Genomic DNA, 25820 nt, shown 5'->3' with positions numbered 1-25820 from the left:
CTATTATCAATTAGCTATTTGCAGCACCTAATACACTCTCTAAACTTTCAAGCACATGCTTGGATGCAACGTTCTTGCGCAAGTCTGTTAGCTGCTCATGCGCCATCTGACGACGTGGTTCAGCCAACGTATTCCAGCGTGCCAGCACTTGCAGTAATCGCGATGCCAATACGGGGTTGGCATCGTCTAGCTTTTTGATGACGTCTGTATACATCTTCAGACCCTCTGCTGTCCATAGTACTGTTGGTTGCGAGCTAAAGGCGCTGATAACTGAACGGACACGATTAGGGGTATTCCAATCAAAATCGGTATGCGCAATTAACGACTTGATAACGTCAGGCGTCACATCATCAGCGGCGGCTTGCACACTGAACCACAAATCAATCACCAGATCGTTTGCTTGGAAGCGCTCGTAGAAGTCCGATAAGTACTTATCTGCATCTACTAACTGATGGTTAACCATCGCCTTCAACGCACCAAAACGCTCTGTCATGCAGCTAGCATTATTATATTGCTGTTGTGCCCAATCGGCTGCGCCTTCAACGTTAGCAGTCAGTGCCATATCAAGCACCACATTACGTAGCGCACGAATGCCTCGAGCTTCAGCGCTGTCTTCATAAGACTGCATTGGCAGATCATTGTATAACGTAGCCCATTGGTCTTTTAATCTATCTGCTACTTGCTGATATAGCCCATCGCGCTGCTTTTTCACTAGTACCGGATCGTAGTCTTTAGGAATGGCAGAAGCCAGCTCTTGCGCTGAAGGAATATCAAGTAATCTTGCGGCCAGCATTGCATCATCAGCTGCTAAAACGGGTAAAGTCTGTGCCAATGCCTCTAAATACACATCAGGACTGCTCTTCGCACCTTGGCTTTGCAGTAAAATACGGTTTACCAGCATTTGGGTGACTTGCCAGCGGTTAAACCCATTGGTTTCATGCTTGAGCAAAAATGCTAAGTCTGCATCTTGGTAATCATAGTTGAGCTGTACTGGCGCACTAAAATCACGCAGTAAAGACACAACAGGCTCACTTGCGACATTTTCAAACACAAACGTTTGCGTCGCCTCGTCAAGCAATAACATACGCTCAGCGACGATAGCGCCTGAGTCTTTATCAAACAGCGCAGTTGCTACAGGTATCGGCAACGGTTTTGGTGCATCAAAGCCTTTCACATGACGTGTTTGCTGATTCAAGGTAATCGTTAATGTCTGCGCTGCACTATCATAAGTTTGAGAGCCCGATACCACTGGCGTACCTGGCTGACGATACCAGTCGATAAAGTCCTCGATTTTGTCATCAGTGATACTGAGTGCTGATAAAAAATCTTCAACCGTTACGGCTTGTCCGTCATAACGACGGAAATACTCGTCTGTTCCTTTGCGGAAACCATCTGACCCTAACGTGTTAGCAATCATTCGTACAATTTCAGCGCCTTTCTCATAGACAGTTGTCGTATAAAAGTTATTAATCTCAACAAAGCTCTCTGGACGTACTGGATGTGCTAATGGGCCCGCATCCTCTGCAAACTGATGCGCGCGTAGTGTCGCTACGTCATCGATACGCTGTACCGCACTTGATTGCTGATCCGCTGAAAACGACTGGTCACGGTAAACCGTAAAGCCTTCTTTTAAACACAGCTGAAACCAGTCACGACAGGTAATACGGTTACCCGTCCAGTTATGGAAATACTCGTGAGCAATAATGGCTTTTACGCTAAAACTGCGCGCATCAGTAGTGGTCTCAGGGCTAGATAACACACAAGCGGTGTTAAAGATATTAAGCCCCTTATTCTCCATTGCGCCCATATTGAACTGACTGACCGCCACAATCATATAGCGATCTAAATCATAGGCGCGGCCGTAATTGACCTCATCCCATTTCATGGCGTCTTTTAAGGCTTGCATACCAACATCACATTTATCGATATCGGCAGATTTCGCGTAAACCTCAAGTAATACTTCTCGACCTTCGCTGGTCGTATAAGAATCAGTCAACACATCCAAATCAGCAATAACGCAGGCAAATAAATAACTGGGTTTATTAGTTGGATCCTGCCAAATCGCATAATGACGCTCTGGTGCATCAGCGACCTCGCCTGCTTCGACTAAATTACCGTTAGCCAATAACGTCGGATAGCGCTTATCGGCTTCCAGTCGAGTGGTAAATATCGCGAGTACATCAGGACGATCAGGATAAAAAGTAATCTTACGGAAACCTTCTGGTTCGCACTGCGTCACAAACATGGTGTCGTCACCACTACCTGCCATATATAGACCTTCTAGCGCGGTATTGGTCTGCGGACAAATACGTACTTGAATGTCTAAGGTAACCTCATCAGGTGCTTCATAAATCGTTAGCTTGCCATCTTCTTGTTGGTAGTGCTCAGATGTTAACGCTTTATCATTCATGGTAATGGCTAGCAGCTCTAACGACTCGCCAAATAAGACAATATCCCCTGCTGTTTGGCGTACCATCTCAAGCGTACTATTTACCTGAGCATAATCTTCAAATAGTTTAATATCCAAATGGACCGTTTCAACATCAAAACTTGGTTTTTGGTAATCCTTTAGATTGATTTTACTCGGTGCATGGGGTGGTACATCTGGCATTTCAGGATTGATGATCTGAGCATCGGTTTCAGCAGTAGACATGTGATTTCCTATTATTATTGATGATATGTTATGAGTGTTATTGTTTTGCTACTCGCATTATAGCTTTCGTCTTTATAGCAACGTTTATGGCGCTCAAAGTCACAATGAAAGTTACAACGAGCGCATGTTGTATCTGGTTTCATGCTTATAGGTAGATTGACCTAAATCCTTATATTTCAAGTATGGGCATCGAGATAACTGAGTTTATCCTTCATATACATTTCCTCGTATACACTCATGTGTGTTGGTAAGCATCTACATAAATGATTAAATCAACAATTGGCTCGCGTTATCAATTGGATAATTCCGATGAAAATGATTTAATAGGCACACTAATAACTCACCTTTCATAAACGGCTTATTATATGACAACACACACTGCCAAATACTCAAAGATTACGTTACCTTTACTAATAGAGTATGTTGATGCTCTCATGCCTTCGCTTGATAGCTCGCTTGATAAACAAACACAAACGATGGCTGGACAGACTGATGATACTATTGAGCTGTTATGGGTAGCAAACGACAAAACAGAACTATCAACTCTGCAAACACAGCTAAAGAAAAATACGAATATTAAAGATACGAATGTTAAAGATGATAACAACGTATCAGCTCAAGCATGGCACGTCTCCACCTTACCAGAGCTTGCTAAACAGCATGTACTTGAACGTTACGAGCTTGCTTGCTTTTGGCTACCCACCCTCTCACAAGAGCTGTTACATCAATACATCCCTGCACTCATGCGTTATCGTGATCTCTACGCAGCACACCTGCTGGTTGCGCTTGATAGTTCAATTGATTTGAAACCTTACGGATTTACACCATTTGATATCTTAAGTGAGCCCTCTTTAAATATTAGTGATATTGAATCCATCACGTCTTCCACTGTATCAGCGACGCTTTGGCAGTTCAATTTATATGATTATAAACAGCTACCGAATTGGCTTAATGCTGATTACTGGGCCAATCCTGAAAACTGGGGCAAACACCGCTGGTGATACGTTACATATCTATCTATCGTTATTTACAGTAAAAATACTTACATAAATTAACAGTTAGTATATGATGGATAAAGATTGCCTGAGTTTTATCGTAAGCAGTTTAAAAAATAAATTTAATTAAAATTTTAGGAGCTCGTCATGTCAATCAGTTTTTCTAAGATCGCTGTTTTAGCTGTATTATCAAGCGCCGTTGCAATCACTACAGGTTGTGCGACTAAACGCGCTACCTCAGAAGTTGTGGTCGCGCCGCTAGGTATTCCAGGTGGTCAAGTTGGCTACAATGGTGCCGTCATCGTTGATAACTCAACCGCTGTCATTACTGGTGCTGAAAACTTACAAGCGGTTGTCTACTTTGCTTTTGATAGCAGCGAAATCACTGCGCAAGCGGCGAGTGTCCTTAACCAACACGTGAGCCTATTAAACTCAAATCCAGCAGCTGGTGTGGTTATCGCAGGTCATACTGATGAACGTGGTAGCCGTGAATACAATATGGCACTAGGTGAGCGCCGTGCCCAAGCAGCACGCAATTACCTCGCTGCTCAGGGTGTCGCCGCCAACAACATCCGTGTCATTAGCTATGGTGAAGAACGTCCTGCAGCGGCTGGCAACACCGAAGACGCCTATGCCCAAAACCGCCGTGCTGAGCTGTCTTACTAAGAGGCATTAAAAAATCATTTGCTTTAAAAAAGCCCAGTAATGTTATATTACTGGGCTTTTTATATTCTATTGAGCTGAGTAAGATATAAATATTTCAGAGTCAAATGTAAGATACCTAATTTCAATTATATTATTTATATTCCTAAAAAAACTTCGTTTTGAATTAAAAATATTAATGACCACTCATGATAATACCAGTACTAAATATCACTAACGTCCAACTTACTCAACTCGACCATGAAACTTGGTGCGTGACTGCTCAAGTAAGTGATTTATCCAGTCCTGTAGGAATTAGCAACTTGTGGAACGACTCATACTGGTTATCAGCATATCTATCATCACATATAGTCTTTAATGAGCTTCGTCATTTCAAATGGCATTATCATGCAGTACAAAAACCAATATCGAAACGTAGTATTGCTCATAGGCAACGTCAACAACAGCGCCAAGGTGTGAGACAGTTACTACAAGCGCTACTTAATAAGCTAGAAATCAGCGATACCTTAGATGAGTCGAGCTTTCCCTATCGTCTTCGCCAAAGCAAGTATTACGTCTGTTTTAGCCATACAGCTGCTCATAACAAAAATGAATTCAATAAAAAACCTAATCAAAATATCGCTGTTATTTCATACAGCAAAATAGCAGCGGTCATCAGCCATCGTCGCCCTGCTGGAATCGACATCGAGCACAATGATGTCGCTTGGCATATCGTCAAGCGTTTTTACTCAGATAATGAAATTACTATCTTACAGACATTACCAAAAAATCAGCGTGATTATATTGCAAAGTTACTATGGCAAATCAAAGAAAGCTTTATCAAGATTCATCAGTATACTTTGGCACAAGGTTTAGGTGTAGATTACTCTGATATCATCCCTGCCTTGACTGAGGATATAAATAAAGACTTTATTATCATCGGTCATACTAACGATCAATCCAATCACCAGATTGCAGTATTACAAGCAGATCAGACAGTAGTCGTTTTTTGATAATCCTTAGCAATGCTCTTATATTTATTATCTTCACTTTCTTCTAGACATAAAAAAACGACCCTTTTTAGGGTCGTTTTTTTGTTCTCTTCTAATGACAGTATTTACACTGTGATCAGATTAGAAACGGTAAGTTGCACCAAGTTTAACGATTGGCATCCACTCTAGCCAGTTTTTGTCTTCTAAATCATTTTCTGCATCACGAGCAGCTTGATTTGCTGCGACAGTGTTACCACCTTCACCAGTATAGCGGACATCTGCGTCTACTTTACCCAAGTATGCTGCACCAACTTCACCAAATACACCGAAGTTATTCGTGATATTAGGGCGGAAGCCAACAGTTAAGTAAGGGGCTAGTTTATTGCGATGTTCTAAAGAGCCTTCTAGGTTACCTACATTTTGGCCACCAAAATCGTCTTCAAGAAGTTGCTCCGCAGTTGCCGTGCCAGCATAATATTTGTTGCCATCGATGCTGTAATAACCGTCGCCTTCAGCATTAGCTCTTACATCGATATCGTTATCAGGAACGATAATACCAGCACCCATTGTAAACCAGTTGGCTGCAGGACGGTACTGAACACCTAGGTATGGGTTGCTAAAATCAGTATCGACATCATAGTTAATGTCGTTTGCATCAAAATCACCACCGAACAAGTCAGCAACATCGCCACCTGCCCAACCAGCTTGTAATTCAGTTTTGTCATTCATTGCCCAAGCAATGTTAGCACCATAACCTAGTGTACCAACTTCAGCACTAACAGATGCTGGGTTAACAGCTGTTTGGAAGAAAGTTTTAGTACCACCAACTACAGCACCAGCTGTGTTGCTTACGATACCAGCATCAGCATTGTATGCATAAGCAGGTTCTGCTTGATAGGCAACAGCTACTGGCTCAGCTTCGTATACTACTGCATCGTTGTCATCAACAACGATAACTGGATCAGCTGCTAATGCAGCAGTTGATGCTAGAACAGCAGCAGAGATAGCTGTAAGTTTAATAAGTTTCATAATTATTCTCCTAAAGTGTAAAGTAACTCGCCCGTAAAAAATGGTAATTTTGCTCTTTTTTAAACCACCATTTTGTTGAAGAGATTAAAACAATTTTGACTCAAAAAGTCACCCCCAAGGATGCGCTTTTTATTTGCCGTTATGTAAAGATTGCATAGTTACTGTAATAATTGCTACACCAACCTGCAAAACTTTGAATTCCTGTTACAAAACCCTCTCAAAGCAATTAATCAGCGTAGACATGAATCTCGATTTGCTTAATGTTCATGTGAGAGTATTACAAAATGTTTCATCATAATGTCTGAGTAAGCGGTTCAACTCAACACCAGTTATATAGCTTATTACTACAGAATGTTGCAGTATGTGAGTTGAGGTATCTACTGTTTCGCTTAGAAAAAATTGTAAATATTGAAGCTAACAGTACAAATGTTCTTATATAGTGTCACTAAGCCTTGTCTGAGCTTTATATTGTGCTAAATTAGACATAACGATAGATCTATTGTGGGAATGCAGATTTATTACTATTTGTCTTCGTTATGAAAACGTTATAGTCTCGTCAGCCTCACCCCTTTTATTACTACTGAGCCTTTTATATGCCTAAAGTATCCTCGATTACCCGTGTGTTAGAGATCATAGAAGCCGTGTCATATGCTTCTAAACCTCTCTCTCCACTTGAGCTATCGCAAGAGTTGGATATTCCTAAGCCAACCATACACCGTTTGATTCAGAATTTGGTCGACGATGGTTTTTTGACCGTTGATATCGGTGGCGGTATTGTTCCTGGTAAACGGGTACGCAATCTAAGCGTTGAGCTTTGGCAGCAGCGCTTATTCTTTAATGAGCGCCAGATGATTTTGCAAAAACTGGTTGATGAGCTTAAAGAAACTTGCGGTATCGGTGTTCCTTATCATATGAATATGATTTATACCAACCGCGCACAAACGACCTTACCATTGCAGATATACCTCCCTGTAGGAGCGAAGTCGCCCATGTGGTGTACGGCAACTGGTAAATTGTATTTGAGCCAATTGTCTACCACCAGTCGCAATAAAATACTGCAAGGTCTACCATTAGATAAATTTACCAAAAACACCATCACTGATATTGACGCTTTGAATGCCGAGCTCGATCGTATCGCTACCACTGGCATTGGTATTGATAACGAGGAGTTTATCTCTGAGATGGTGGCGGTGGCGGTGCCTATATTAGATAAAAAGTCGCGCTATCTGGCCTCATTGTACCTGCATGCACCGACGATACGCGTATCGCTCGACGAGTTACTGACTCATGTGCCTCGGCTACAGCAAGCAGCGCAAGATATCCAAGCTCTCGTGTATGACCTGCAAAGCTAATAGAGTCATTGCTCATTCATTACTACGATCAAATAATAAAAAAAGGTTCAAGCTATGTTTATAGCTTGAACCTTTTTTCATCTAACAAGCTATCTCTAATCAGTCCTCACTATTCACGATAGCAAGAGTGATTAAGTATATGAGTCTTTATTTCTAAGATAATTCTAAAACAATACCGAGGCATCATGACGGCCCATAATACTAGAGAAGTCTTTATCACCGTTCTCGAGCGCATGCGTGGCATATAACTCTGTTGCCTTGGCACCCATTGGCGTGTCTACATGAGTATCTTGAGCTGTTTGCATGGCAAGATTTAGATCTTTTTGCATCAGCTTACTCATAAAACCACCTTGGTAGCCATTACTAGATGGGACGTTTTCCATAACTTGCGGATAAGGGTTATAGACTTCTAACGTCCAGTTACGACCTGAGCTTTGTAGCATAATGTCTGATAACACTTTGGGATCTAGACCGTTCTTAACCCCTAAATTAATCGCCTCTGCCGTGCCTGCCATTAGGATACCTAACAGCATGTTGTTGCAAATCTTCGCAACTTGTCCTGCGCCATGCTCGCCTGCATGAAAAATATTTTTCCCCATTACAGCGAGTATCGGCTCAGCTTTGGCAAAAGCGTCGTCATCACCACCAACAATAAAGGTCAAGCTACCAGCAATCGCCCCGCCTGTCCCGCCAGATACTGGGGCGTCCAAAAAGTCGATGCCAAGCTGGCTTGCAGCGTCTGCCACTGTTCTAGCATCAGCAGCCGCTATCGTACTACTGTCAATCACAAGCGTACCTTTTAGTAATTCTGCCAATAACCCATCAGCGCCACTATCACCCAGATACACAGAATGCACATGCTGACCCGCCGGCAACATACTAATGACAACTTGAGCATTGCTCGCCGCATCTTTAGGACTCTGTGCCACGCGAGCACCTGCTTTTTCTAAGCGCTGGGTTGCTGCGTCAGACAGATCGAAGACAGAAAGTGTATAGCCTGCCTTTAATAAGTTTTCTGCCATAGGCGCACCCATATTACCAAGCCCAATAAAGGCAATATTTGGTTTAGAGTTATTATCCATCATAACTGTATCTTTTGTACCCATCTCATCACTCCTTGATGATTTATGATGTAGCCATTGCTACATACCATTTGACAATATTTGTTAGTGATATATTTACGTCATGTTTTATGATGCTTTTTTAAAAGTTTTAAAAAACATTATCTGTCTTACTTTTTGAGTTGTCTGTAAATAATTAGCGCACATGCTGACTACCCAAAGCTTCCTCACCCAACCAACCTTCTAGAGGATGCTCACCTTCTGGATAAGGATTTCCAAAGTGCTTATCGATATACGCTTGGCCTTCTACACTTAGACAGTCTGCCAATGAGCGCGACCACTGCGGATCTTTATCCTTATCAATCAATAATGCCCGCACGCCTTCTTTGAAATCAGGATTGGCTGCACAATGTACTGCCACGTTGGTTTCTAAATAAAGTACTTGTTCGATCGATAAATCAGCGACTTTTTGATACAGCGCGTAGGTTAACGCTGCTGTCACTGGGCAACCATGCCGATAGGTTGCAACTGCTCGCTGAGTCCAACTGTCCTCTGCAAAATCTTTATTTAACTGTGCTAGGGCTTCATCATTTTGTAGCAGCGCATCGATATCTGCCAAGCCACCACTGTTCATCAGTTTCTGGATAGGCTGGCAATACGTCGCAAGCTTGCTATCAGGCAACTCGGCTACTGGCAGCTCAGCAAGTGCACGGCTGACGATACTATGCGCACTATTATGATGGAACTTGTTTGAACTACTGGCACTATCTAACTTTTGCCAGTCGCTCTGCTTAAGACTTTGTATGACAGCATCATAATCATGACTAGCAACAGCATACTCTGCTAGGTTGGCCAACAGCGCGTCATTGCCATTACACATCGCGCCAGTCAAGCCTAAGAACAAACCTGTTTTGGCGGGCATTCGCTGCAAGAACCAACTGCCTGAGGCATCAGGAAATAGGCCAATAGTAATCTCAGGCATAGCAAAACGCGTACGCTCAGTGACGACACGGTGACTGCATCCTGCCATCAGCCCCATACCGCCGCCCATAATGATGCCATCACCCCATAATATTAGAGGTTTTGAGTAAAAGTGCATTTGTCGATATAGACGATACTCGTGACTGAAAAACTCAGTGGCATAAGGGTTTGGCATCGGCGCACTAGTAGACATACTGTCATAAAGTTTACGGATATCACCGCCCGCACAAAAGGCCTTATCGCCTGCACCTTTTAACACAATCGCCACTACTTGGTCATCCGCTTGCCACTCCTCTAACTGCGCTGCTAGCAGTTGGCACATATCAACACTGAGCGCATTAAGCGATTTTGGTGTATTGAGTGTCATGACTCCAATCAAGTGCCCACAATCTGTCGGTTCAATATTGAACAATACAGACGCTTCTGGTGCTGTATTATTGGCTGATGTTTGCGCGTTAGTGCTGTTGGTATCGTTAGTCGATGTCGTAGCTGCTGTCATAAAAGTGACCTACAAAATTAAATAATAAAGATGGCTCAAGCGTTTTGACCGCTGCTTATTTGTTTTGCCAACTGGGTTGACGCTTTTCTAAAAAGGCTTGCACCCCTTCGCGCTGGTCTTGGGTATCAAATAATTTAACAAAGGCCTCACGCTCATGAATAAGATTTTGTGCAGGCGGCGTGTCTCTAGCCGCCTGAATAAGTGCTTTGGAATAACTGACAGCGACGGGTGATTGTTTAGCGACTTTTTTTGCCAAATTTTGCGCGGCTTGCAACCCCTCGCCTTTTGCAGTGACCTCTTCAACCAGACCGATACGCAAAGCCGTATCTGCATCGACGCGCTCGCCGCACAGTATCATGCGCTTGGCCCAACCTTCACCGACTAGCCAAGGTAGGTTTTGGGTACCACCTGCACAGGGCAGTAACCCCACACCTGTCTCTGGCAGTGCCATCTGAGCGTGCGCTTCTGCAATACGGATATCACATGCGAGCGCACACTCCAGTCCACCGCCCATCGCATAGCCGTTAATGACGGCGATACTGACACCGCGATAGGCAGACAGGGCTTCGAACGCTTCGCCAAATGCAATCGCCATGCTTATCGCACGGCCTTTATCACCATCTGAAAAATTGTTTAAATCTGCACCAGCTGAGAAGAATTTTTCGCCATCTCCATGCACAATTAATGCGTAGACATCGTCATTGGCATTGAGATCTGTGATGAGTTGTTTGAGCGCATGCAGACTGTCCATCGTCCACGTATGTGCAGGTGGGTTATTCAACGTCAATGTTGCGGTATGACCATCAATAGATAGCTGTATATTGGTATAATCTGTCATAAAACATCCTTGTTTTAGTAAAGCGAGATAAATTAGCGCAGTTGGCTTAACCCTTCATCTTGCAAGACTTGACGCGAAATAATCACGCGCATGATCTCATTGGTGCCTTCTAGGATTTGATGGACACGCAAATCGCGTACGTGGCGCTCAAGTGGATATTCGTTTAGATAACCATAGCCGCCATGCAACTGTAGGGCTTCATTAGCAACATCAAAACAAAGATCCGTAGAGAGGCGCTTTGCCATTGCGCAGTAGGTAGACGCTTGCCCATCGTTGTTATCAACTTTACTTGCCGCAAGATAGAGCATTTGACGCGCGGCGATGGTCTGAGTCAACATATCAGCAAGTTTAAACTGTACGGATTGTAAGCTAGCAATTGGACTGCCAAATTGGCTTCGCTCTTGCACGTAACTGGTTGCCGTCTCTAATGCAGATTGTGCCGTTCCTACTGCGCAAATACCGATATTAATACGACCACCGTCTAGACCTTTCATCGCGATACGAAAACCTTGGCCTTCCTCACCTATCAGGTTTTCTGCTGGGACTTTGACATCTTTAAAGCTAATCGTCCGTGTCGGCTGTGCTTTCCAGCCCATTTTATGCTCGTTTTTGCCATATTCGATACCCGCACTATTGGCATCTACAACAAACGCAGATACACCTTTTGGCCCAGCACCACCAGTACGCGCCATTACCACCAATACATCAGTTGAGCCTGCGCCAGAGATAAAGGTTTTTTCGCCGTTCAGTACGTAATAGTCGCCTTGTTTATCCGCTTTGGTACGGAGTGAGGCCGCATCAGAGCCTGCATTGGGCTCTGTTAGGCAATAGCTACCAAGCCACTCACCGCTGACCATATTAGGCAAATATTTTTTGCATAGGCTATCGCTACCATATTCACCGATCATCCATGCGGCCATATTATGGATGCTCATATAAGCCGCCACGGACGTATCACCCCATGCCAGCTCTTCGAATACCATTGCTGAGTCAAGTCTTGGTAGGCCCAAGCCATCATATTCTGGATTGGTGTATAGCCCCAAAAAGCCAAGCTCACCAGATTTTTTGATGATGTCCACTGGAAAATGCGAGGTGCGATCCCATTCAGCGGCGTTCGGCTTGAGCTCTTTTTGCGCAAACTGACGAGCCGTTTGGCGAAAGGCAACTTGGTCATCGGTCAATGAAAAATCCATAGGGTCATCCTTGTTCTTATAGATCAAATAGAGGGCTTAAATCTCAAATAAACGTCAATAAAAATGTTGGTGAGAGATTTTATAAGACATTAGCGCTATATGATAATGGCATAACGATAATAAAATTGCGTTCAATAGTACCGCAAGTCGTATTAACGTTATACCGAAAATACAGTAATCCGACGATTAAATCGAAATGGTCGTATTAACACCGCGGCTCGCTTCATCATCGAACCAACGTGCCGTCACTGTCTTCGTCTGAGTATAGAACTGTACGGCTTGCTTGCCATAAGGACCTAGGTCGCCAAGTTTACTGGCACGTGACCCTGAGAAAGAGAACATTGGTAGTGGCACTGGAATCGGCAAGTTGATACCAATTTGACCGACTTGAATGTCTTGTTGGAATTTGTGGGCTGCCGCTCCTGACTGGGTGAATATCGCGGTACCATTACCGTGTGGATTGGCATTGAGCAGTGCAATTGCTTCGTCCAAACTATCAGCGCGCATAATGCACAGTACTGGTCCGAATATTTCTTCTTTATAAATTTGCATGTCGCTTGTGACATTATCAAAGATAGTTGGGCCAACAAAGTTACCGTTCTCAAACCCTTCAACGGTAATTCCGCGACCGTCAAGTATTAAGCTTGCGCCCTCTTCTACCCCAGTTCCAATCAAATGCTCGACACGGGCTTTTGCAGCAGGCGAAATCAGTGGTCCCAAATCTTTATCATTTTTACCTGCTGAGACAACTAAACTTTCTGCTTTGGCTTTGATTTCATCAATCCACTCACCAGCTGCGCCTACTAGCACGACCACTGACAGCGCCATACAGCGTTGACCCGCTGCGCCAAATGCCGCGCCCGCTAGCTGATTGAGCGTTTGCTCTTTATTGGCATCAGGCAAGATAACACCGTGGTTTTTTGCACCCATCATGCATTGGGCACGCTTACCTGATTGGCTGGCACGCTCATAGACGTGTTTACCAACGTTGGTAGAACCCACAAAAGACACCGCTTTGATATCGGGATGGTCACAGATAGCGTCGACGGTCGCTTTGCCACCGTGCACCACGTTCAGCACGCCTTCTGGTACGCCCGCTTCAATCGCCAGCTCCACGAGGCGCATAGTCACCATCGGATCTTGTTCAGACGGTTTAAGGATAAAAGTATTGCCCGTCGCAATCGCCATTGGGAACATCCATAGCGGAATCATCGCGGGGAAGTTAAATGGCGTGATACCAGCGCAAACACCCAGTGGCTGCCAGATGCTATAAGTATCGACACCTGATGCGACGTTTTCTACAAAGTCGCCGATTTGCAAATTGGCGATACCTGCTGCATGCTCGACCACTTCTAGGCCACGGAACACATCGCCACGCGCATCAGCAATCGTTTTACCTTGCTCTGCGGTCAAGATTTCTGCCAACTCATCCATATGCTCGCGAATAAGTGCTTGATAGGTCAAGAATATTCGAGCACGCGTGGTGATTGGCGTTTTGCGCCATGTTTCAAACGCTTTCTTTGCGGCGGCAACCGCTTGGTTAATCTCATCATTGGTGGTTTGCGGGACTTTTGCGATGACTTCTTGGGTCGCTGGATCGGTGATATCAATCCATTCGTCGGTGTTTGATTGTACGAACTGACCATTGATGAGCTGCTGAACGTGGTGCATAAGATATCCTTATCTTTTTTGCGAGACTACCGTGTGACGGCATCTGAGTATTCATTAAAAGTTAAGAGCTATAAATAACTATTTGTAAAATATTTATAGAAAACTAAATTCTAAAATGATTTATTTTGTATCGTTATTGACTATAACAATAAATCAATTTTACGGTCAAGCGCTTTATCACAATTTTCACTAAGTTTGTTTTGTTAAAGGGTATTTGCCCAAATAACAGAAACAAAAAAGCCCATGATTGCTCATGAGCTTTAAAAAATCAGCCTAGCTTTTAGGCGCCATCAACATAGTTGCTAGCCTATACCAATCAATAATCCTTCATCGATTGCTTAATCGCATCAATAGCAGCTGGATTATCAAGCGTCGACATGTCGCCTGTAGGCCTATCCTCTGCTAGAGCACGAATGGATCGGCGTAGGATTTTGCCAGAACGCGTCTTTGGCAATGCCTGCGGGAAATAAATGGCCGCCGGCCTTGCAATACCACCTAAGGATTTGACCACAGCACCTATCACTTGCTGCTCAATACGGAAACGGTTTTCGGTGGTTTCGACTTGCGATTGATCTTTTAGGACGCAGAACGCAATCGGTAGCTCGCCTTTTAGCTCATCTTGGATGCCGACCACAGCGCATTCCGCCATCTCTGGATGGGTACTGATTGCTTCTTCAATCTCTTGCGTGCCTATTCGATGACCTGCGACGTTTATCACGTCATCGGTACGCCCCAAGATGTAAAAGTAACCGTCTTCATCTGTCACTGCATAGTCTGAAGTAGAATACTGCTGGCCATCAAACAGACCAAAGTAACTGCTGACAAAGCGCTCATCGTTACGCCATACCGTGGTGAGACAGCCAGGTGGCAGCGGCGCTTTAATCGCAAGCAGTCCTTTTTCACCCGCCTTACAAGGTTCACCTGTTTCCTCATTGAGGACCTGTGCTTCATAGCCATACATAGGATAACCGGGCGAGCCCTGCTTGTGCAGTTTATGATTGAATTTTGGTGTATGGCTCAAGATCGGCCAGCCAGACTCTGTCTGCCAATAGTGATCTAAAATCGGTACGCCTAAATGCTGAGACAACCAATTAGCTGTTGACTCGTCAAGCGGCTCACCTGCCAAAAAGAACGACTTGACACTAGACACATCATAGCGCGTCATCCAGCTTTCATCTTGCTTTTTGAGCATGCGTACGCCTGTAGGCGCCGTGAATAGGATATTAACTTTATTGGCTTCAACAATACGCCACCAGATACCTGGGTTCGGTAGATGTGGTAAGCCTTCATACATGACACTGGTCATACCCGCTAGCAGTGGCGCATAAATCGTATAAGAATGTCCGACTGCCCAACCAATATCTGATATCGCCCAAAACGTCTCGCCTGCCTTACCATCATAGACATAATCCATCGATGTCGTCAGCGCGACTGCATGACCACCAGTATCACGTTGCACCCCTTTCGGTGTACCAGTCGTACCAGAGGTATAAAGCAGATAGGAAGGTGTATTGGATTCAAGCCAGACGGGCTCCACGACTGCATGGGCCTCGCAGCTGTGACGTCGTTCAGTGGCATAATCGACGTCAACATTTCTCGGCTCAAACGGTAAAATACCACGATTGACGACTAACACATGCTCAGGCTTGGTTGTTGCCTGCTCAACGCCTTGGTTGACAAGGTTTTTATAATTAATAACCTTACCATCACGCAGACCTGCATCCACTGTAATGACCATTTTTGCCTCAGCATCATCCATGCGGATCGCCAAGTTATGCGCGGCAAATCCGCCAAATACGACTGAGTGTATAGCACCAATACGAGTACAAGCCAGCATGGCATATGCCGCTTCTAGAATCATTGGCATATAGATAATGACACGGTCGCCTTTGCCAATACCATGACGCTGTAGCACGTCTGCGAAGTAATTGACTTCTTTGTATAAATCATTATAAGTCAGGCGGCGCTTGGCATAATCTGTATAAAACTCAACGTTATTGCCCAGATCTTTAAACGAATCAACGACCGCTGGAAAGGTTTCTATTAACTCTTGATTGATCTCTGATGACACCCACACAAAGGCATCTTGCTCTGCACGGTCTGCTAGATGACGATCGACACAGTTATAGCAAAGATTGGTTTCACCGCCAACAAACCATTTCGCAAAAGGCAGATTGCTGTCATCGAGAATTTGCTTAGGCTCTTTATGCCAGTAGATGCGCTTTGCTTGCTCAGCCCAAAACTTCTCTCGATCCATAATGGAGTCGTGATAGATATCCGCGAACGTGGGCATGTCTACCGCTTGAGTGGAGACTGGGTGTTGGGCGTGGTCGCTCATAATAGCTGTCCTTAGCATAAACGAGAAATGGGATAAGATTGTTTTATAATCGGCGCATTATTAAGTTGTTATCGCACTTGCATCGCGTGATATGATCTTTGTACGCGATTGGCTTTATCAACGCTACACTGTTTTGAGTGTGGTAGACAATGTCCTGATAAATACTGGTCATCCTTGCCAGAATTAAAAAACCGATACGTTATGTATCGGTTTAAAATGTAGCAGACCCCATCACAAAGGTCAACTATTAAGCGTGCAACACGCATGACATTTTGATGAGCACAAGCGTTTCGACATTCAATCGATAGATAATATTATACTTGAGTTTGATTGGCATACATCTCACGCATGACTTTTTTGTCATGCTTGCCAACAGAGGTTTTTGGCAGTTCATCAACGAACTTAAACTGACTTGGTACGCCATATTTAGGAATGATACCGCGCTCTACCGCTTTTTCTGCAATGGCTTTGATGTCGTCAGCACTGGTTTCTTGAGCATTTGGTTTTAATACCACCAAAGCCAGCGGACGCTCGCCCCATTGCTTATCCCGAACGCCAATCACTGAAACATCCGCTACAGATGGATGCAATGATAAAATAGTCTCAATCTCTAGCGATGAGATCCACTCACCACCTGATTTGATCACATCTTTTAGGCGATCCGTGATTTTAATATAACCATCAGGACGTATGTAAGCGATGTCTTGAGTGTGCATATAGCCACTCTCCCACAGCTCCTTACCAGCGTCGTCATTTTTGAGATAGCTTTGGGTCAACCAAGGTGCCCGTAGCACCAGCTCACCCGTATTTTCTTGACCCTTACCTACTGGTTTGTTGCCCTCACCCCATACTTGCGCATCGACCATGAGCACTGGCTTACCTGTCATACAGCGACGGGCAATGTCTTCATCTTCCGTCATTTCAGGCTCATTGAGACTAAATTCAGTCAGGCTGATAAGCGGTGCCGTCTCTGACATACCGTAGCCAGTATAAACTTCGATGCCTTGGGCCATTGCTGTTTTTGCCAAACCTTCGGTCAACCTTGAACCGCCAATGATCATTTTTAGCCCATTAAAACTGGCATCGCGATCTTGTGCTTCTTTAAGTACCATTTGCAAAATCGTTGGCACACAATGTGTGATACTCACCTTTTCATTGATAATCAAATCCAGCAAGCTATCAGGTGCATAACGTCCCGGATAGACTTGCTTTAGCCCTACCATCGTTGCTGTAAATGGGAAACCCCATGCATGTACGTGAAACATCGGCGTCATTGGCATATAAACATCACCGTAGCTAACACCTTGCTTGTTCGGCAACATACCCAATGTTGCCGCTTCTGCCAGACTGTGCAGTACCAACTGACGGTGACTAAAGAAGACGCCTTTTGGATTACCTGTCGTACCTGAGGTGTAAAAGGTTGTCGCGATGGTATTTTCATCAAAGTCTGGGAAATCGAAATGGCTATCAGCAGCTTCTAGCAATGCTTCGTATTCGCCTGTCACGCGGCTTTGATTACTACCAAAAACCCCTTCAGCGGTCACACCTTTATCGTCCAGCCAAATGATGTGCTCAATACTAGAGTTTTCAAACTGATAATCTTTGACCAATGGCGCAAACTCAGAGTTGAGCATCAGCACTTTAGGCTTGGCATGGTTGATGGTGTAGAGGACTTTTTCTGGTGATAGACGGATATTGACGGTTTGTAGAACGTACTCTGACATCGGTACCGCAAAATAAGACTCAAGATAGCGATTGCTGTCCCAGTCCATAACGGCAACGATATCACCTGCATCAAGATTCAAGTCTGCGAGTACGTTAGCCAAGCGATTGATACGCTCAAACAAATCCTTATAAGTGAGTCGCTTTTTGTCCGCATAGATGATCTCTTGGTCTTGTGACACTGTTTTTGCACGGTTTAAGAGCTGCTTGACCAGTAGTGGATAATCATAGGCAGAGGGAGCACCATGGTACATATTTGACATAGACCTAACTTCCTTGTTTGTCGCGCTTATAAGTTATAGATAGTAATAAATAAGTAGCAATAAGACATACTAATACAGAATGAACCGCTATAACCACACTATTTTTATAATGTAGAGTCATTCTGATTACTATTGATAGCGTCCTGCTAAATACCGATCGGCTTTGGCGCAGTAAAAGAAACAAGCTTCACTGACCGCAATAAGATTAAAGACCTCTTTGATAGTAAGAAAAAAGCAGTACCATGTAAAGCAACCTTACATTAAGTATCATAATGCGAGCAACCAAACAAAGACGATGCCTTACATACCATTAAGTAGCGCGTCTCGTGGTTTTAATCATCCCAAAACTGGCTATCAATAACGCCAATACCTGCACAAACAATAACAACCATACGGTAAGAGACCACTGCCCTCGCGCATAAGCTATACCACCCAGCCACGCCCCAAGTGTACCGCCTGTGTAATAGCCCATGTAATATAAGCCTGATGCCAATGATCGTCCTTTTTTGACATTGACAGCAATATAGCTGATGGTCGCTGACTGCGTAATAAACACACCAGATGACATAACAGCAAGTCCTATGATTACCCCCCATAGTGGAGTCACCAAGGTCAACAGTACCCCAATCATGGAGATAATAATGGCTACCCGAACCGTACGTGCTGAACCAAACCGGCGCAGCAATGTCGTCGATAGTGGCGTGATAATAACACCAAGCAAATATACAGCAAAAATATTGGCGAGCGCACCCGTGCCAAGCTCATAAGGCTTGTCCGCCAAATGTAAATTGATAAAAGTGAAGCAGCCTACAAGGGAGAACAGCACACAAGCGCCAAGCAGACAAGCGGTCACCACATAACGATTGGTGATATGCTCACCCAACGTCTGTATCGCTGAGCGAAAATTGGGGTTGGCCTCAAAGTGACGAGACGATGGTAGCATCTTGCCGACCCATATTGCCCCCAGTAGCGTCATCGCTGTCATCACATAATAGCCATTACGCCAGCCAATCAACTCATGCAAATGCCCTAACAAGAACCGACCCATAAAGCCGCCAAGCACGCATCCTGACACATAAAAGGACATCAGCTCAGTCATTGCCCGGCCCTCAAACTCCTCACCGATATAAGCAATCGTCACCACCGTAATACCGGGTACAGACAATCCTTGCATAAAACGCCAAATACCGACCCATTCAATGCTAGAGCTTTGGGCAACCAGCGCGGTGGGTATGGCCAAAAATAACAAAGCACCGACGATAAAGGATTTGCGCCCGACTGCATCTGAGAGCATGCCCAAAAATGGTGACATGATGGCAATGGCCAATACAGTAGCGCCAACGATCATACCCGCTTGCACTTCCGTCGCAGAAAAATCCACCATCATGACTGGCAGCACGGCTTGGATAGAGTACACTTGCAAAAAGGCAAACATACCAATCAGGCCTATCGTGAGCTTTAATATCCACGACGTAGAGTGACTGGATGCGGCTGCTATCTTTGGTGCTAAATTTTGATTTTTATCTGTAGAATTATTCACAAGGGAGCTGACTATATTGATTATGCTATGACAAGGAGGCGTCATTGGCTTAGGTGATAGAGGAATATAACGCAAATTTATAAATGAAGATCATGACCATAAATGATAAAGACTTATCATAGTGATAAGAAATCATGTTAGCACACCAACCGATATGCTCAGGTTTAAATGTGTTATTGGCGCTTGATTAGACCCTCCATTTAGAATAAAAAAATCGGATCTATACCCTCAATAATGACATTTACCTAACAACTCTTTTTTATTTTTACACATCTACATTGCTTATATCTTTTCTATTACAGACTTTACGCGCTCAAAAATCAATAATCATAGGGTGCTACGTATCAATAAGTAAAATAATTGAACAACTAAACCATTAAGGAGTCATTTCAATGAATGATGAGATTTACGATTTAGGTGCAGGATTTTGGAGCATTCGAGGGTCATTTATAAAAAATGGCATCATAGATATCGGCGTCCAATGTGCGCTTATAAAGCTATCATCAGGGCGATTTATTTTTTTAGACAGCTATACTTTAAAAGACGAGGTTCGTCAGCAAGTGATGGCACTGACCAATGACGGCCAAGATGTCGAAGCAGTGCTTAATGTTCATCCGTTTCATACCGTATACTGTGCGCAAATGGCTAAAGACTTTCCGCAAGCCACATTTTACGGTAGTAGTCGACATCCAAAACAAGTGCCAGAAGTAAGCTGGGCAGATGATTTGGTCGAAAGCGATGCGGTCGCTGAGCGTTATCCTGAACTCCAATTCTCCCTACCTCAGGGCATTTACTACATCGCACCTGATGAATCAGTCCATGCAAGCTCACTATTGGTCTATCATCCTGCTAGCCAAAGTATATATGTCGATGATACGTTTGAGATACCACCTTCTAAGCTATTTGATGCGGTACAGCCCAACCTAGGCTTACATCCAACTACTAAAAAAGCCCTAAAAGATGAGACAGACGCTGGCAAGCACTATTGTGATTGGGCGGTAGAGCTGGCGCACCAGTGGCGTAATGTCCGTCATTTTTGCGGCGCGCATTCAGGATTAGTGGTGTTTGAAGAAGGTCAGTTTGAAGCGGCGCTTTTGTCTACCATTGATAATGCTCGTAGTGAGCTTGAGGCAAAATAACGACTCTAAGAAAAACCTAAAACATAAAAATTGCGACAAGAAAAATAATCACTTGTCGATTCAATATATTAAATAAGGAAAACGATAAATGTCAGATGAAATTCATGATTTAGGAGCAGGATTTTGGAACATACGCGGGTCATTCCGTATCGGCGGTGTGATAAACATTGGTACCCAGTGCTCACTAGTCAAGCTATCCTCAGGACGCTTTATATTTTTGGACAGCTACGCCTTAACAGGTGACGTTCGAGACGAGGTAATGGCGCTCACCAATAATGGTAGAGATGTCGAAGCTGTCCTAAACGTTCATCCATTCCATACCGTACACTGTGACCAGATGGCAAAAGACTTTCCGCAAGCCACATTTTATGGCAGTAAACGTCATCCAAAGAAAGTACCAGAAGTAAATTGGGCAGATGATTTGGTAGAAAGTGACGCGGTTGCTGAGCGCTATCCTGAGCTCAAATTTTCAATATCAGAAGGTATCCATTATATCGCACCCAATGAGATGATTCATGCAGGCTCCCTATTGGCCTATCATCCTGCCAGCCAAAGCTTACACGTTGATGATACGTTTATGAGTCCGCCAATGAAATTACTAGAGGCCGTCTTACCTGAGCTGATATTGCATCCTACCACCAAAAAAGCACTCAAAAATGAGCCAAATGCGGGCGCACAATATTGCGACTGGGCGACCCATCTAGCACATGAATGGCGCGACGTTCGCAATTTTTGCGCAGCACACTCTTATCTTGTGAGGTTCAAAGATGGCGAGTTTGAAACAGCATTGGTTAAAGCCATTGAGAAAGCCCGTCCTAAGCTAGAAAAAGCATAGTTTTTACATTAACAGATATACTTTACTAATATAAAAGGGTCGCTAATATAGCGACCCTTTTCATTGAATATAACTGATTACATTATTTATCATTGCAGAGCAGCCACTATCAGAGACACAATCACTATCGCCGTCACATAGGTTCTCACTTTGAAATAATCTGGCGTGATAATGTGCGCGCGATTGAGCCCATAATCAATCATCCACATGCTGGTAAATCCAATGACCAGTAACCAGATAAAACCGACCACTGGTAACATCAAAAACCCGAGCCACAGAACAATTGCAATCACATTACTGACTAAAGGCAACCGGATAGCCCATTTATCATCATCCGCCAAGCTTAAATGATTACCCCACTGCGATCCGGCCATAAACGACGCAATTACCAAACCATAAGCGCTTAATATATCAGCCGTTGCGCCCAATATAGGTATGTCACTAATGCCTATAACAAGCAAGAGCGCACAAGCAATAAACGGAATAGCACCTGCAAAGGTGAGATAAGGACTGGGTTTTTTCATGATATGAATCTACCTCGTATTTAGTCTATCGATATTTCTAGCATATATGAATGGGACATCTTATTCTAACTCACCTTGCCATTGACGGATAAACTCACCGTTTGGATCGTATTGCTGGGTTTGTTTATCAAGATTGAACTGCCGACATCCTCTTGGATCCGCCCCCACGCCTGCTAGATATTGCCAATTCCCCCAGTTACTGGCGACGTCATAATCGATAAGATGCTGCTCAAAGTAAGCCGCCCCATAACGCCAATCAAGACCTAGCTCATGGATAAAGCAGCTTGCCACCAGTTGTCGTCCACGGTTTGACATATATCCTGTTGCCTTAAGTTGATGCATACAGGCGTTGACGATAGGATACGCCGTTTTTCCACTTTTCCATTTCTCCAAAGGCTTTTGATCAAATTGAGTTGATGGCGTGTGCTCACCAATACCTTTGAACCAAAACAACTTTTGCTGATGGGTGACAGCGTACCAATAAAAATACTCGCGCCAAAGTAACTCGAACCATATCCAATAAGTTGAGTCATTTGCGATGACATCACGCTCATAACGGCGCAGTCGATTCAATACGGTATTGACAGACAACGAGCCGTTCGCCAGCCAAGCGGAGAACTTAGTGGAATGTGTCCACTCATCAAGCGCGTTTCGTGTGGCCTTATAAGTGCTCGGCGCATCAGAATCAAAATAGGTATCTAAGTGCTTGAGGCCATTTGACTCTCCACCTGTAAAGTTAGATGCTTGATTTAATGTCTTATCAATTTCTATCTCATTAGACAACTGCGATTCAAAAAAGTACTCGTCCCTACTCTGCATATTGTCAGGCAATGGAGCAAGTGATTCTGGCGTTGGATAAATCACTATATCTTTCTCGGCATGCAGCAAATCATAATCTGCTTCAATTTTTTTGCGAAATTGCGTAAAGCTTTTGGGTAAGCTCTCTAGCGGTAACTCGTCAAACAAAGTAGCCGTTGTCTCGATATGCCAACATATCTGTGGATGTTTATTCTGTAGTAGCGCATAGACTTGGTTTTGATAATAGTCGTCTGTTTTACTGACACAGATATCGGTAACCTGCTGCGCCTTAATGAGCTCATTCAACTGCGCAAAGGTATCTGACACTGCGGGCGTTTGTTGCAAATATAGCAATCTATTACCAAGCTGCTCCAGTGATGCATTTAGGTCAATCAAGCTCTCTTGTAAAAACTGCTGGCGGGCGACACCCATGGTGTCATAATGATAAGCAGAATCTTGACTCTCTACTATATTCGTCAACAATGACGCATAAACAAGCAGCAGTCGTCCATTACTGCTTATCTCAGCGGCTTTTGACAATGCGGCATTATCCGCTACTCGCAGATCGTTGTGGAATAGCACCAATGTGACATTATTATTCTTTGAGTTGTTCTCTGAATTATTCGCTGTTTCATTTGACATACCCTATCCTTCCGGCCATTTAGCGCTTATTTATTTTTAATCTTTACACTCAAAATATCATATACGATGTAAAACACACCCAGCATTCAACCATGAGGCGAGCCTAGTACTTGTAAGGTGATGCGCTCAGCCCCAAAAACCACTTATAACCATTGACTCTCATAAGCTCGACTGCTTAAATGGCTTACCTCTAGGAGAATACCATGACTCAAAATAATACTACGACTGAAGAAAATAAATCAGACGAGAAACGTAAACTTATTAATCGTTTTTTGATGAGACTGACGAAAGAGCAGCCACAAATGTATTATGCCACCACCTCTGAGATATCTCGGAGTATTCATACCATGATAAAAGAACATACCAATCGCTTGTCGGTAGAAGAGCAAGCGCTGGTCAGACGTATGACTATCGAAGAAATTGAAGGGTTACTGGGCTTCCATGCTAGATAGATGACTAGACTATAAGCTAATTGTCCTCTAAGTAGGTTCAAGCACAACCATCGAACATCACAAAAAAAAGACCGCTATCGAAGCGGTCTTTTTTTATTATTTATTCTAGTGCAATGCTATTAGAACGGATACTGACGTGGTTCGTTTTGCATTGATATCCAGTGTGTTCTGGTGAATTCTTCTAGTACCCACTCACCGTTGAAACGACCGATACCTGAGTTTTTCTCACCACCGAACGGCGTATTACTTTCGTCGTTCACTGAGATGTCATTGATATGGGTCATACCTGCTCTGATACCACGAGCGAAACGCAGACCTTTTTGCATATCAGCAGTGAATACAGCACTAGATAGGCCATACATAGAGTCATTGGCGATTGATAATGCATCGTCTTCGTCTTTAGCACGAATGATACCAACCAATGGTCCAAACACTTCATTACATGATAAATCCATCTCGCGAGTGACTTCAGTGAAGATATGAGGCGGTACTACTTGGCCTTCGATCTCGCCACTGAGTATCATTTTCGCGCCTTCTTCCTGCGCTTTAGCGATTTTTTCTTTGAGCGATTTGACCTGTTTTTCATTGATGATAGGGCCAACAGCGGTATCTTGCTTACTTGGGTCACCGACATTCAGTGTTTTAACGTGCGCCAAGAAACGCTCTACGAAATCATCATATATCTCGTCTTCTACAATCACTCTGTTAATCGCGATACAGATTTGACCTTGATGCAAGAATTTACCAAAAGCAGCCGCTTTTACTGCTTGCTCGATATCAGCGTCTTTTAATACCACAAACGGACTATTACCACCCAGCTCAAGTGCCACTTGTTTAATGTATTCACCACCATTTGCCAACTCACCAATATGCTTACCCACTGAGGTTGAGCCTGTAAATGATACTAAGCTTGGCGCTTTGTGCTCGACGATGGCATCGCCTATCTCACTACCTGAACCGACCACGACATTTAGCAAACCTTTTGGCAGACCTGCTTCTTCAAATATTTTTGCAAGTAATAGACCGCCTGTCACTGGCGTATCGCTCGCAGGCTTGAGCACGACGGCATTACCAAGTGCTAACGCTGGTGCGATAGAACGCTGGGTTAAATGCAGCGGAAAGTTCCATGGGCTAATGACTGCTACCACTCCGATGGGCTCGCGATAAATAAAGTTCTCTTTGCCAGGAGTGTTCGATGGGCGAATTTCACCATGTACACGGTTAGGGAATGTTGCTGCTTCAAGGGTAATCGCACGCGTCGCACTAAATTCAACCATGGCCTTAATGCGCGTACTACCTGATTCTTTGATCAGCCAGTCGACGATTTCGTCTTGGCGTTGATCTAAAATACTGACTACCTTATACATAATAGCTGCACGTTCAGCTGGGGTCGTTTTCGCCCATTCAGCTTGAGCTTGGCTAGCAGCGTCGTATGCTTCATTTAGTTGATCTTTAGTCGCTTGCTGAATCTCTACAAGCATATCGCCATTGTAGGGATTAGTGTTGGTATTAATGCTATCATCTTTACCTTTTTGCCATTCACCGCCGATGAATTGCAAATGAAAGTCGCTATAGGCATTACTATTATTATCGTTGGTTGACATAATTATCCTCATGTTTGCTTTGTTATATAAAAATTTATTTTCAGTACTCTGAATAAA

20 protein-coding genes are annotated in these 25820 nt (G+C 43.9%); 7 read left to right on the top strand and 13 right to left on the bottom strand.

The genetic code is table 11. From position 1 onward, the window contains the following. Positions 1 to 10 precede the first annotated feature (10 nt). Complete coding sequence (pepN, locus tag JMX83_RS02020; protein WP_265089473.1) at positions 11 to 2611, bottom strand: aminopeptidase N; 2601 nt, start codon at positions 2609 to 2611, stop codon at positions 11 to 13. Positions 2612 to 3018: 407 nt separating this feature from the next. Between pepN and JMX83_RS02015 the strand changes: the two genes are divergently transcribed. The 3 genes from JMX83_RS02015 to JMX83_RS02005 all read left to right on the top strand — a co-directional run bounded on the left by JMX83_RS02015 (position 3019) and on the right by JMX83_RS02005 (position 5303). Continuing rightward, positions 3019 to 3654, top strand: a complete 636-nt coding sequence (locus tag JMX83_RS02015) for a DUF6231 family protein (protein WP_201598619.1) — start codon at positions 3019 to 3021, stop codon at positions 3652 to 3654. Positions 3655 to 3795: 141 nt separating this feature from the next. After that, complete coding sequence (gene pal / locus JMX83_RS02010) at positions 3796 to 4314, top strand: peptidoglycan-associated lipoprotein Pal (RefSeq protein WP_201598618.1); 519 nt, start codon at positions 3796 to 3798, stop codon at positions 4312 to 4314. A 185-nt stretch (positions 4315 to 4499) separates the two neighbouring features. Continuing rightward, positions 4500 to 5303, top strand: a complete 804-nt coding sequence (locus JMX83_RS02005; protein ID WP_201598617.1) for a 4'-phosphopantetheinyl transferase superfamily protein — start codon at positions 4500 to 4502, stop codon at positions 5301 to 5303. Between the two features lie 120 nt (positions 5304 to 5423). On the opposite strand, the gene JMX83_RS02000 is transcribed toward JMX83_RS02005, so the two are convergent. After that, positions 5424 to 6311, bottom strand: a complete 888-nt coding sequence (locus JMX83_RS02000) for a hypothetical protein (RefSeq protein WP_201598613.1) — start codon at positions 6309 to 6311, stop codon at positions 5424 to 5426. A 593-nt stretch (positions 6312 to 6904) separates the two neighbouring features. Here JMX83_RS02000 and JMX83_RS01995 point away from each other — a divergent pair. After that, the gene (locus JMX83_RS01995) at positions 6905 to 7663 is read left to right on the top strand and encodes an IclR family transcriptional regulator (protein ID WP_201598611.1); all 759 of its coding nucleotides are present in this window, start codon (positions 6905 to 6907) and stop codon (positions 7661 to 7663) included. Between the two features lie 164 nt (positions 7664 to 7827). Here the strand turns inward: JMX83_RS01995 and mmsB are convergent, their stop codons facing one another. The 8 genes from mmsB to JMX83_RS01955 all read right to left on the bottom strand — a co-directional run bounded on the left by mmsB (position 7828) and on the right by JMX83_RS01955 (position 19727). After that, positions 7828 to 8769, bottom strand: a complete 942-nt coding sequence (mmsB, locus tag JMX83_RS01990) for a 3-hydroxyisobutyrate dehydrogenase (RefSeq protein ID WP_227675669.1) — start codon at positions 8767 to 8769, stop codon at positions 7828 to 7830. A 151-nt stretch (positions 8770 to 8920) separates the two neighbouring features. After that, entirely contained in the window at positions 8921 to 10204 is a 1284-nt protein-coding gene (locus tag JMX83_RS01985; protein WP_201598609.1) for an enoyl-CoA hydratase/isomerase family protein, read from the bottom strand. Positions 10205 to 10259: 55 nt separating this feature from the next. Further along, the gene (locus tag JMX83_RS01980; protein ID WP_201598607.1) at positions 10260 to 11042 is read right to left on the bottom strand and encodes an enoyl-CoA hydratase; all 783 of its coding nucleotides are present in this window, start codon (positions 11040 to 11042) and stop codon (positions 10260 to 10262) included. Between the two features lie 32 nt (positions 11043 to 11074). Continuing rightward, positions 11075 to 12235 carry an acyl-CoA dehydrogenase family protein gene (locus JMX83_RS01975; RefSeq protein ID WP_201598605.1) on the bottom strand — a complete coding sequence of 387 codons (1161 nt, stop codon included), beginning with the start codon at positions 12233 to 12235 and terminating at the stop codon, positions 11075 to 11077. Positions 12236 to 12421: 186 nt separating this feature from the next. After that, positions 12422 to 13906: a CoA-acylating methylmalonate-semialdehyde dehydrogenase gene (locus tag JMX83_RS01970; protein WP_201598603.1), complete on the bottom strand. Its 1485-nt coding sequence runs from the start codon at positions 13904 to 13906 to the stop codon at positions 12422 to 12424. Between the two features lie 316 nt (positions 13907 to 14222). Next, positions 14223 to 16244 (bottom strand): propionate--CoA ligase, encoded by a 2022-nt coding sequence (locus tag JMX83_RS01965; RefSeq protein WP_201598602.1) that lies wholly within the window; start codon positions 16242 to 16244, stop codon positions 14223 to 14225. Positions 16245 to 16558: 314 nt separating this feature from the next. Continuing rightward, the gene (locus JMX83_RS01960; protein ID WP_201598593.1) at positions 16559 to 18229 is read right to left on the bottom strand and encodes a fatty acid--CoA ligase; all 1671 of its coding nucleotides are present in this window, start codon (positions 18227 to 18229) and stop codon (positions 16559 to 16561) included. A gap of 310 nt (positions 18230 to 18539) precedes the next feature. Further along, on the bottom strand, positions 18540 to 19727 hold the full coding sequence (locus JMX83_RS01955) for an MFS transporter (RefSeq protein WP_406947613.1): 1188 nt from the start codon (positions 19725 to 19727) through the stop codon (positions 18540 to 18542). A 434-nt stretch (positions 19728 to 20161) separates the two neighbouring features. Here JMX83_RS01955 and JMX83_RS01950 point away from each other — a divergent pair, with 434 nt between their 5' ends. Continuing rightward, positions 20162 to 20908, top strand: a complete 747-nt coding sequence (locus JMX83_RS01950) for a hypothetical protein (RefSeq protein WP_201598589.1) — start codon at positions 20162 to 20164, stop codon at positions 20906 to 20908. Positions 20909 to 20996: 88 nt separating this feature from the next. After that, the gene (locus JMX83_RS01945) at positions 20997 to 21743 is read left to right on the top strand and encodes a hypothetical protein (RefSeq protein ID WP_201598587.1); all 747 of its coding nucleotides are present in this window, start codon (positions 20997 to 20999) and stop codon (positions 21741 to 21743) included. 89 nt (positions 21744 to 21832) lie between these two features. Here JMX83_RS01945 and JMX83_RS01940 read toward each other — a convergent pair whose 3' ends face one another. Together JMX83_RS01940 and JMX83_RS01935 are read right to left on the bottom strand one after the other, a co-directional pair. Beyond that, complete coding sequence (locus JMX83_RS01940; RefSeq protein WP_201598585.1) at positions 21833 to 22267, bottom strand: DUF3429 domain-containing protein; 435 nt, start codon at positions 22265 to 22267, stop codon at positions 21833 to 21835. A 60-nt stretch (positions 22268 to 22327) separates the two neighbouring features. Further along, positions 22328 to 23707, bottom strand: a complete 1380-nt coding sequence (locus JMX83_RS01935) for a DASH family cryptochrome (RefSeq protein WP_201598584.1) — start codon at positions 23705 to 23707, stop codon at positions 22328 to 22330. A gap of 203 nt (positions 23708 to 23910) precedes the next feature. Between JMX83_RS01935 and JMX83_RS01930 the strand changes: the two genes are divergently transcribed. Beyond that, positions 23911 to 24159, top strand: coding sequence for a hypothetical protein (locus tag JMX83_RS01930; RefSeq protein ID WP_010201084.1), 249 nt, complete (start codon positions 23911 to 23913; stop codon positions 24157 to 24159). Positions 24160 to 24278: 119 nt separating this feature from the next. Here JMX83_RS01930 and JMX83_RS01925 read toward each other — a convergent pair whose 3' ends face one another. Next, complete coding sequence (locus JMX83_RS01925; protein ID WP_201598581.1) at positions 24279 to 25763, bottom strand: aldehyde dehydrogenase family protein; 1485 nt, start codon at positions 25761 to 25763, stop codon at positions 24279 to 24281. Positions 25764 to 25820 lie beyond the last annotated feature (57 nt).

It is taken from the genome of Psychrobacter piscatorii, from assembly GCF_904846415.1.
Taxonomy (GTDB): Bacteria; Pseudomonadota; Gammaproteobacteria; order Pseudomonadales; family Moraxellaceae; genus Psychrobacter; species Psychrobacter piscatorii.
This window is presented reverse-complemented; position numbering and strand designations above follow the sequence as displayed.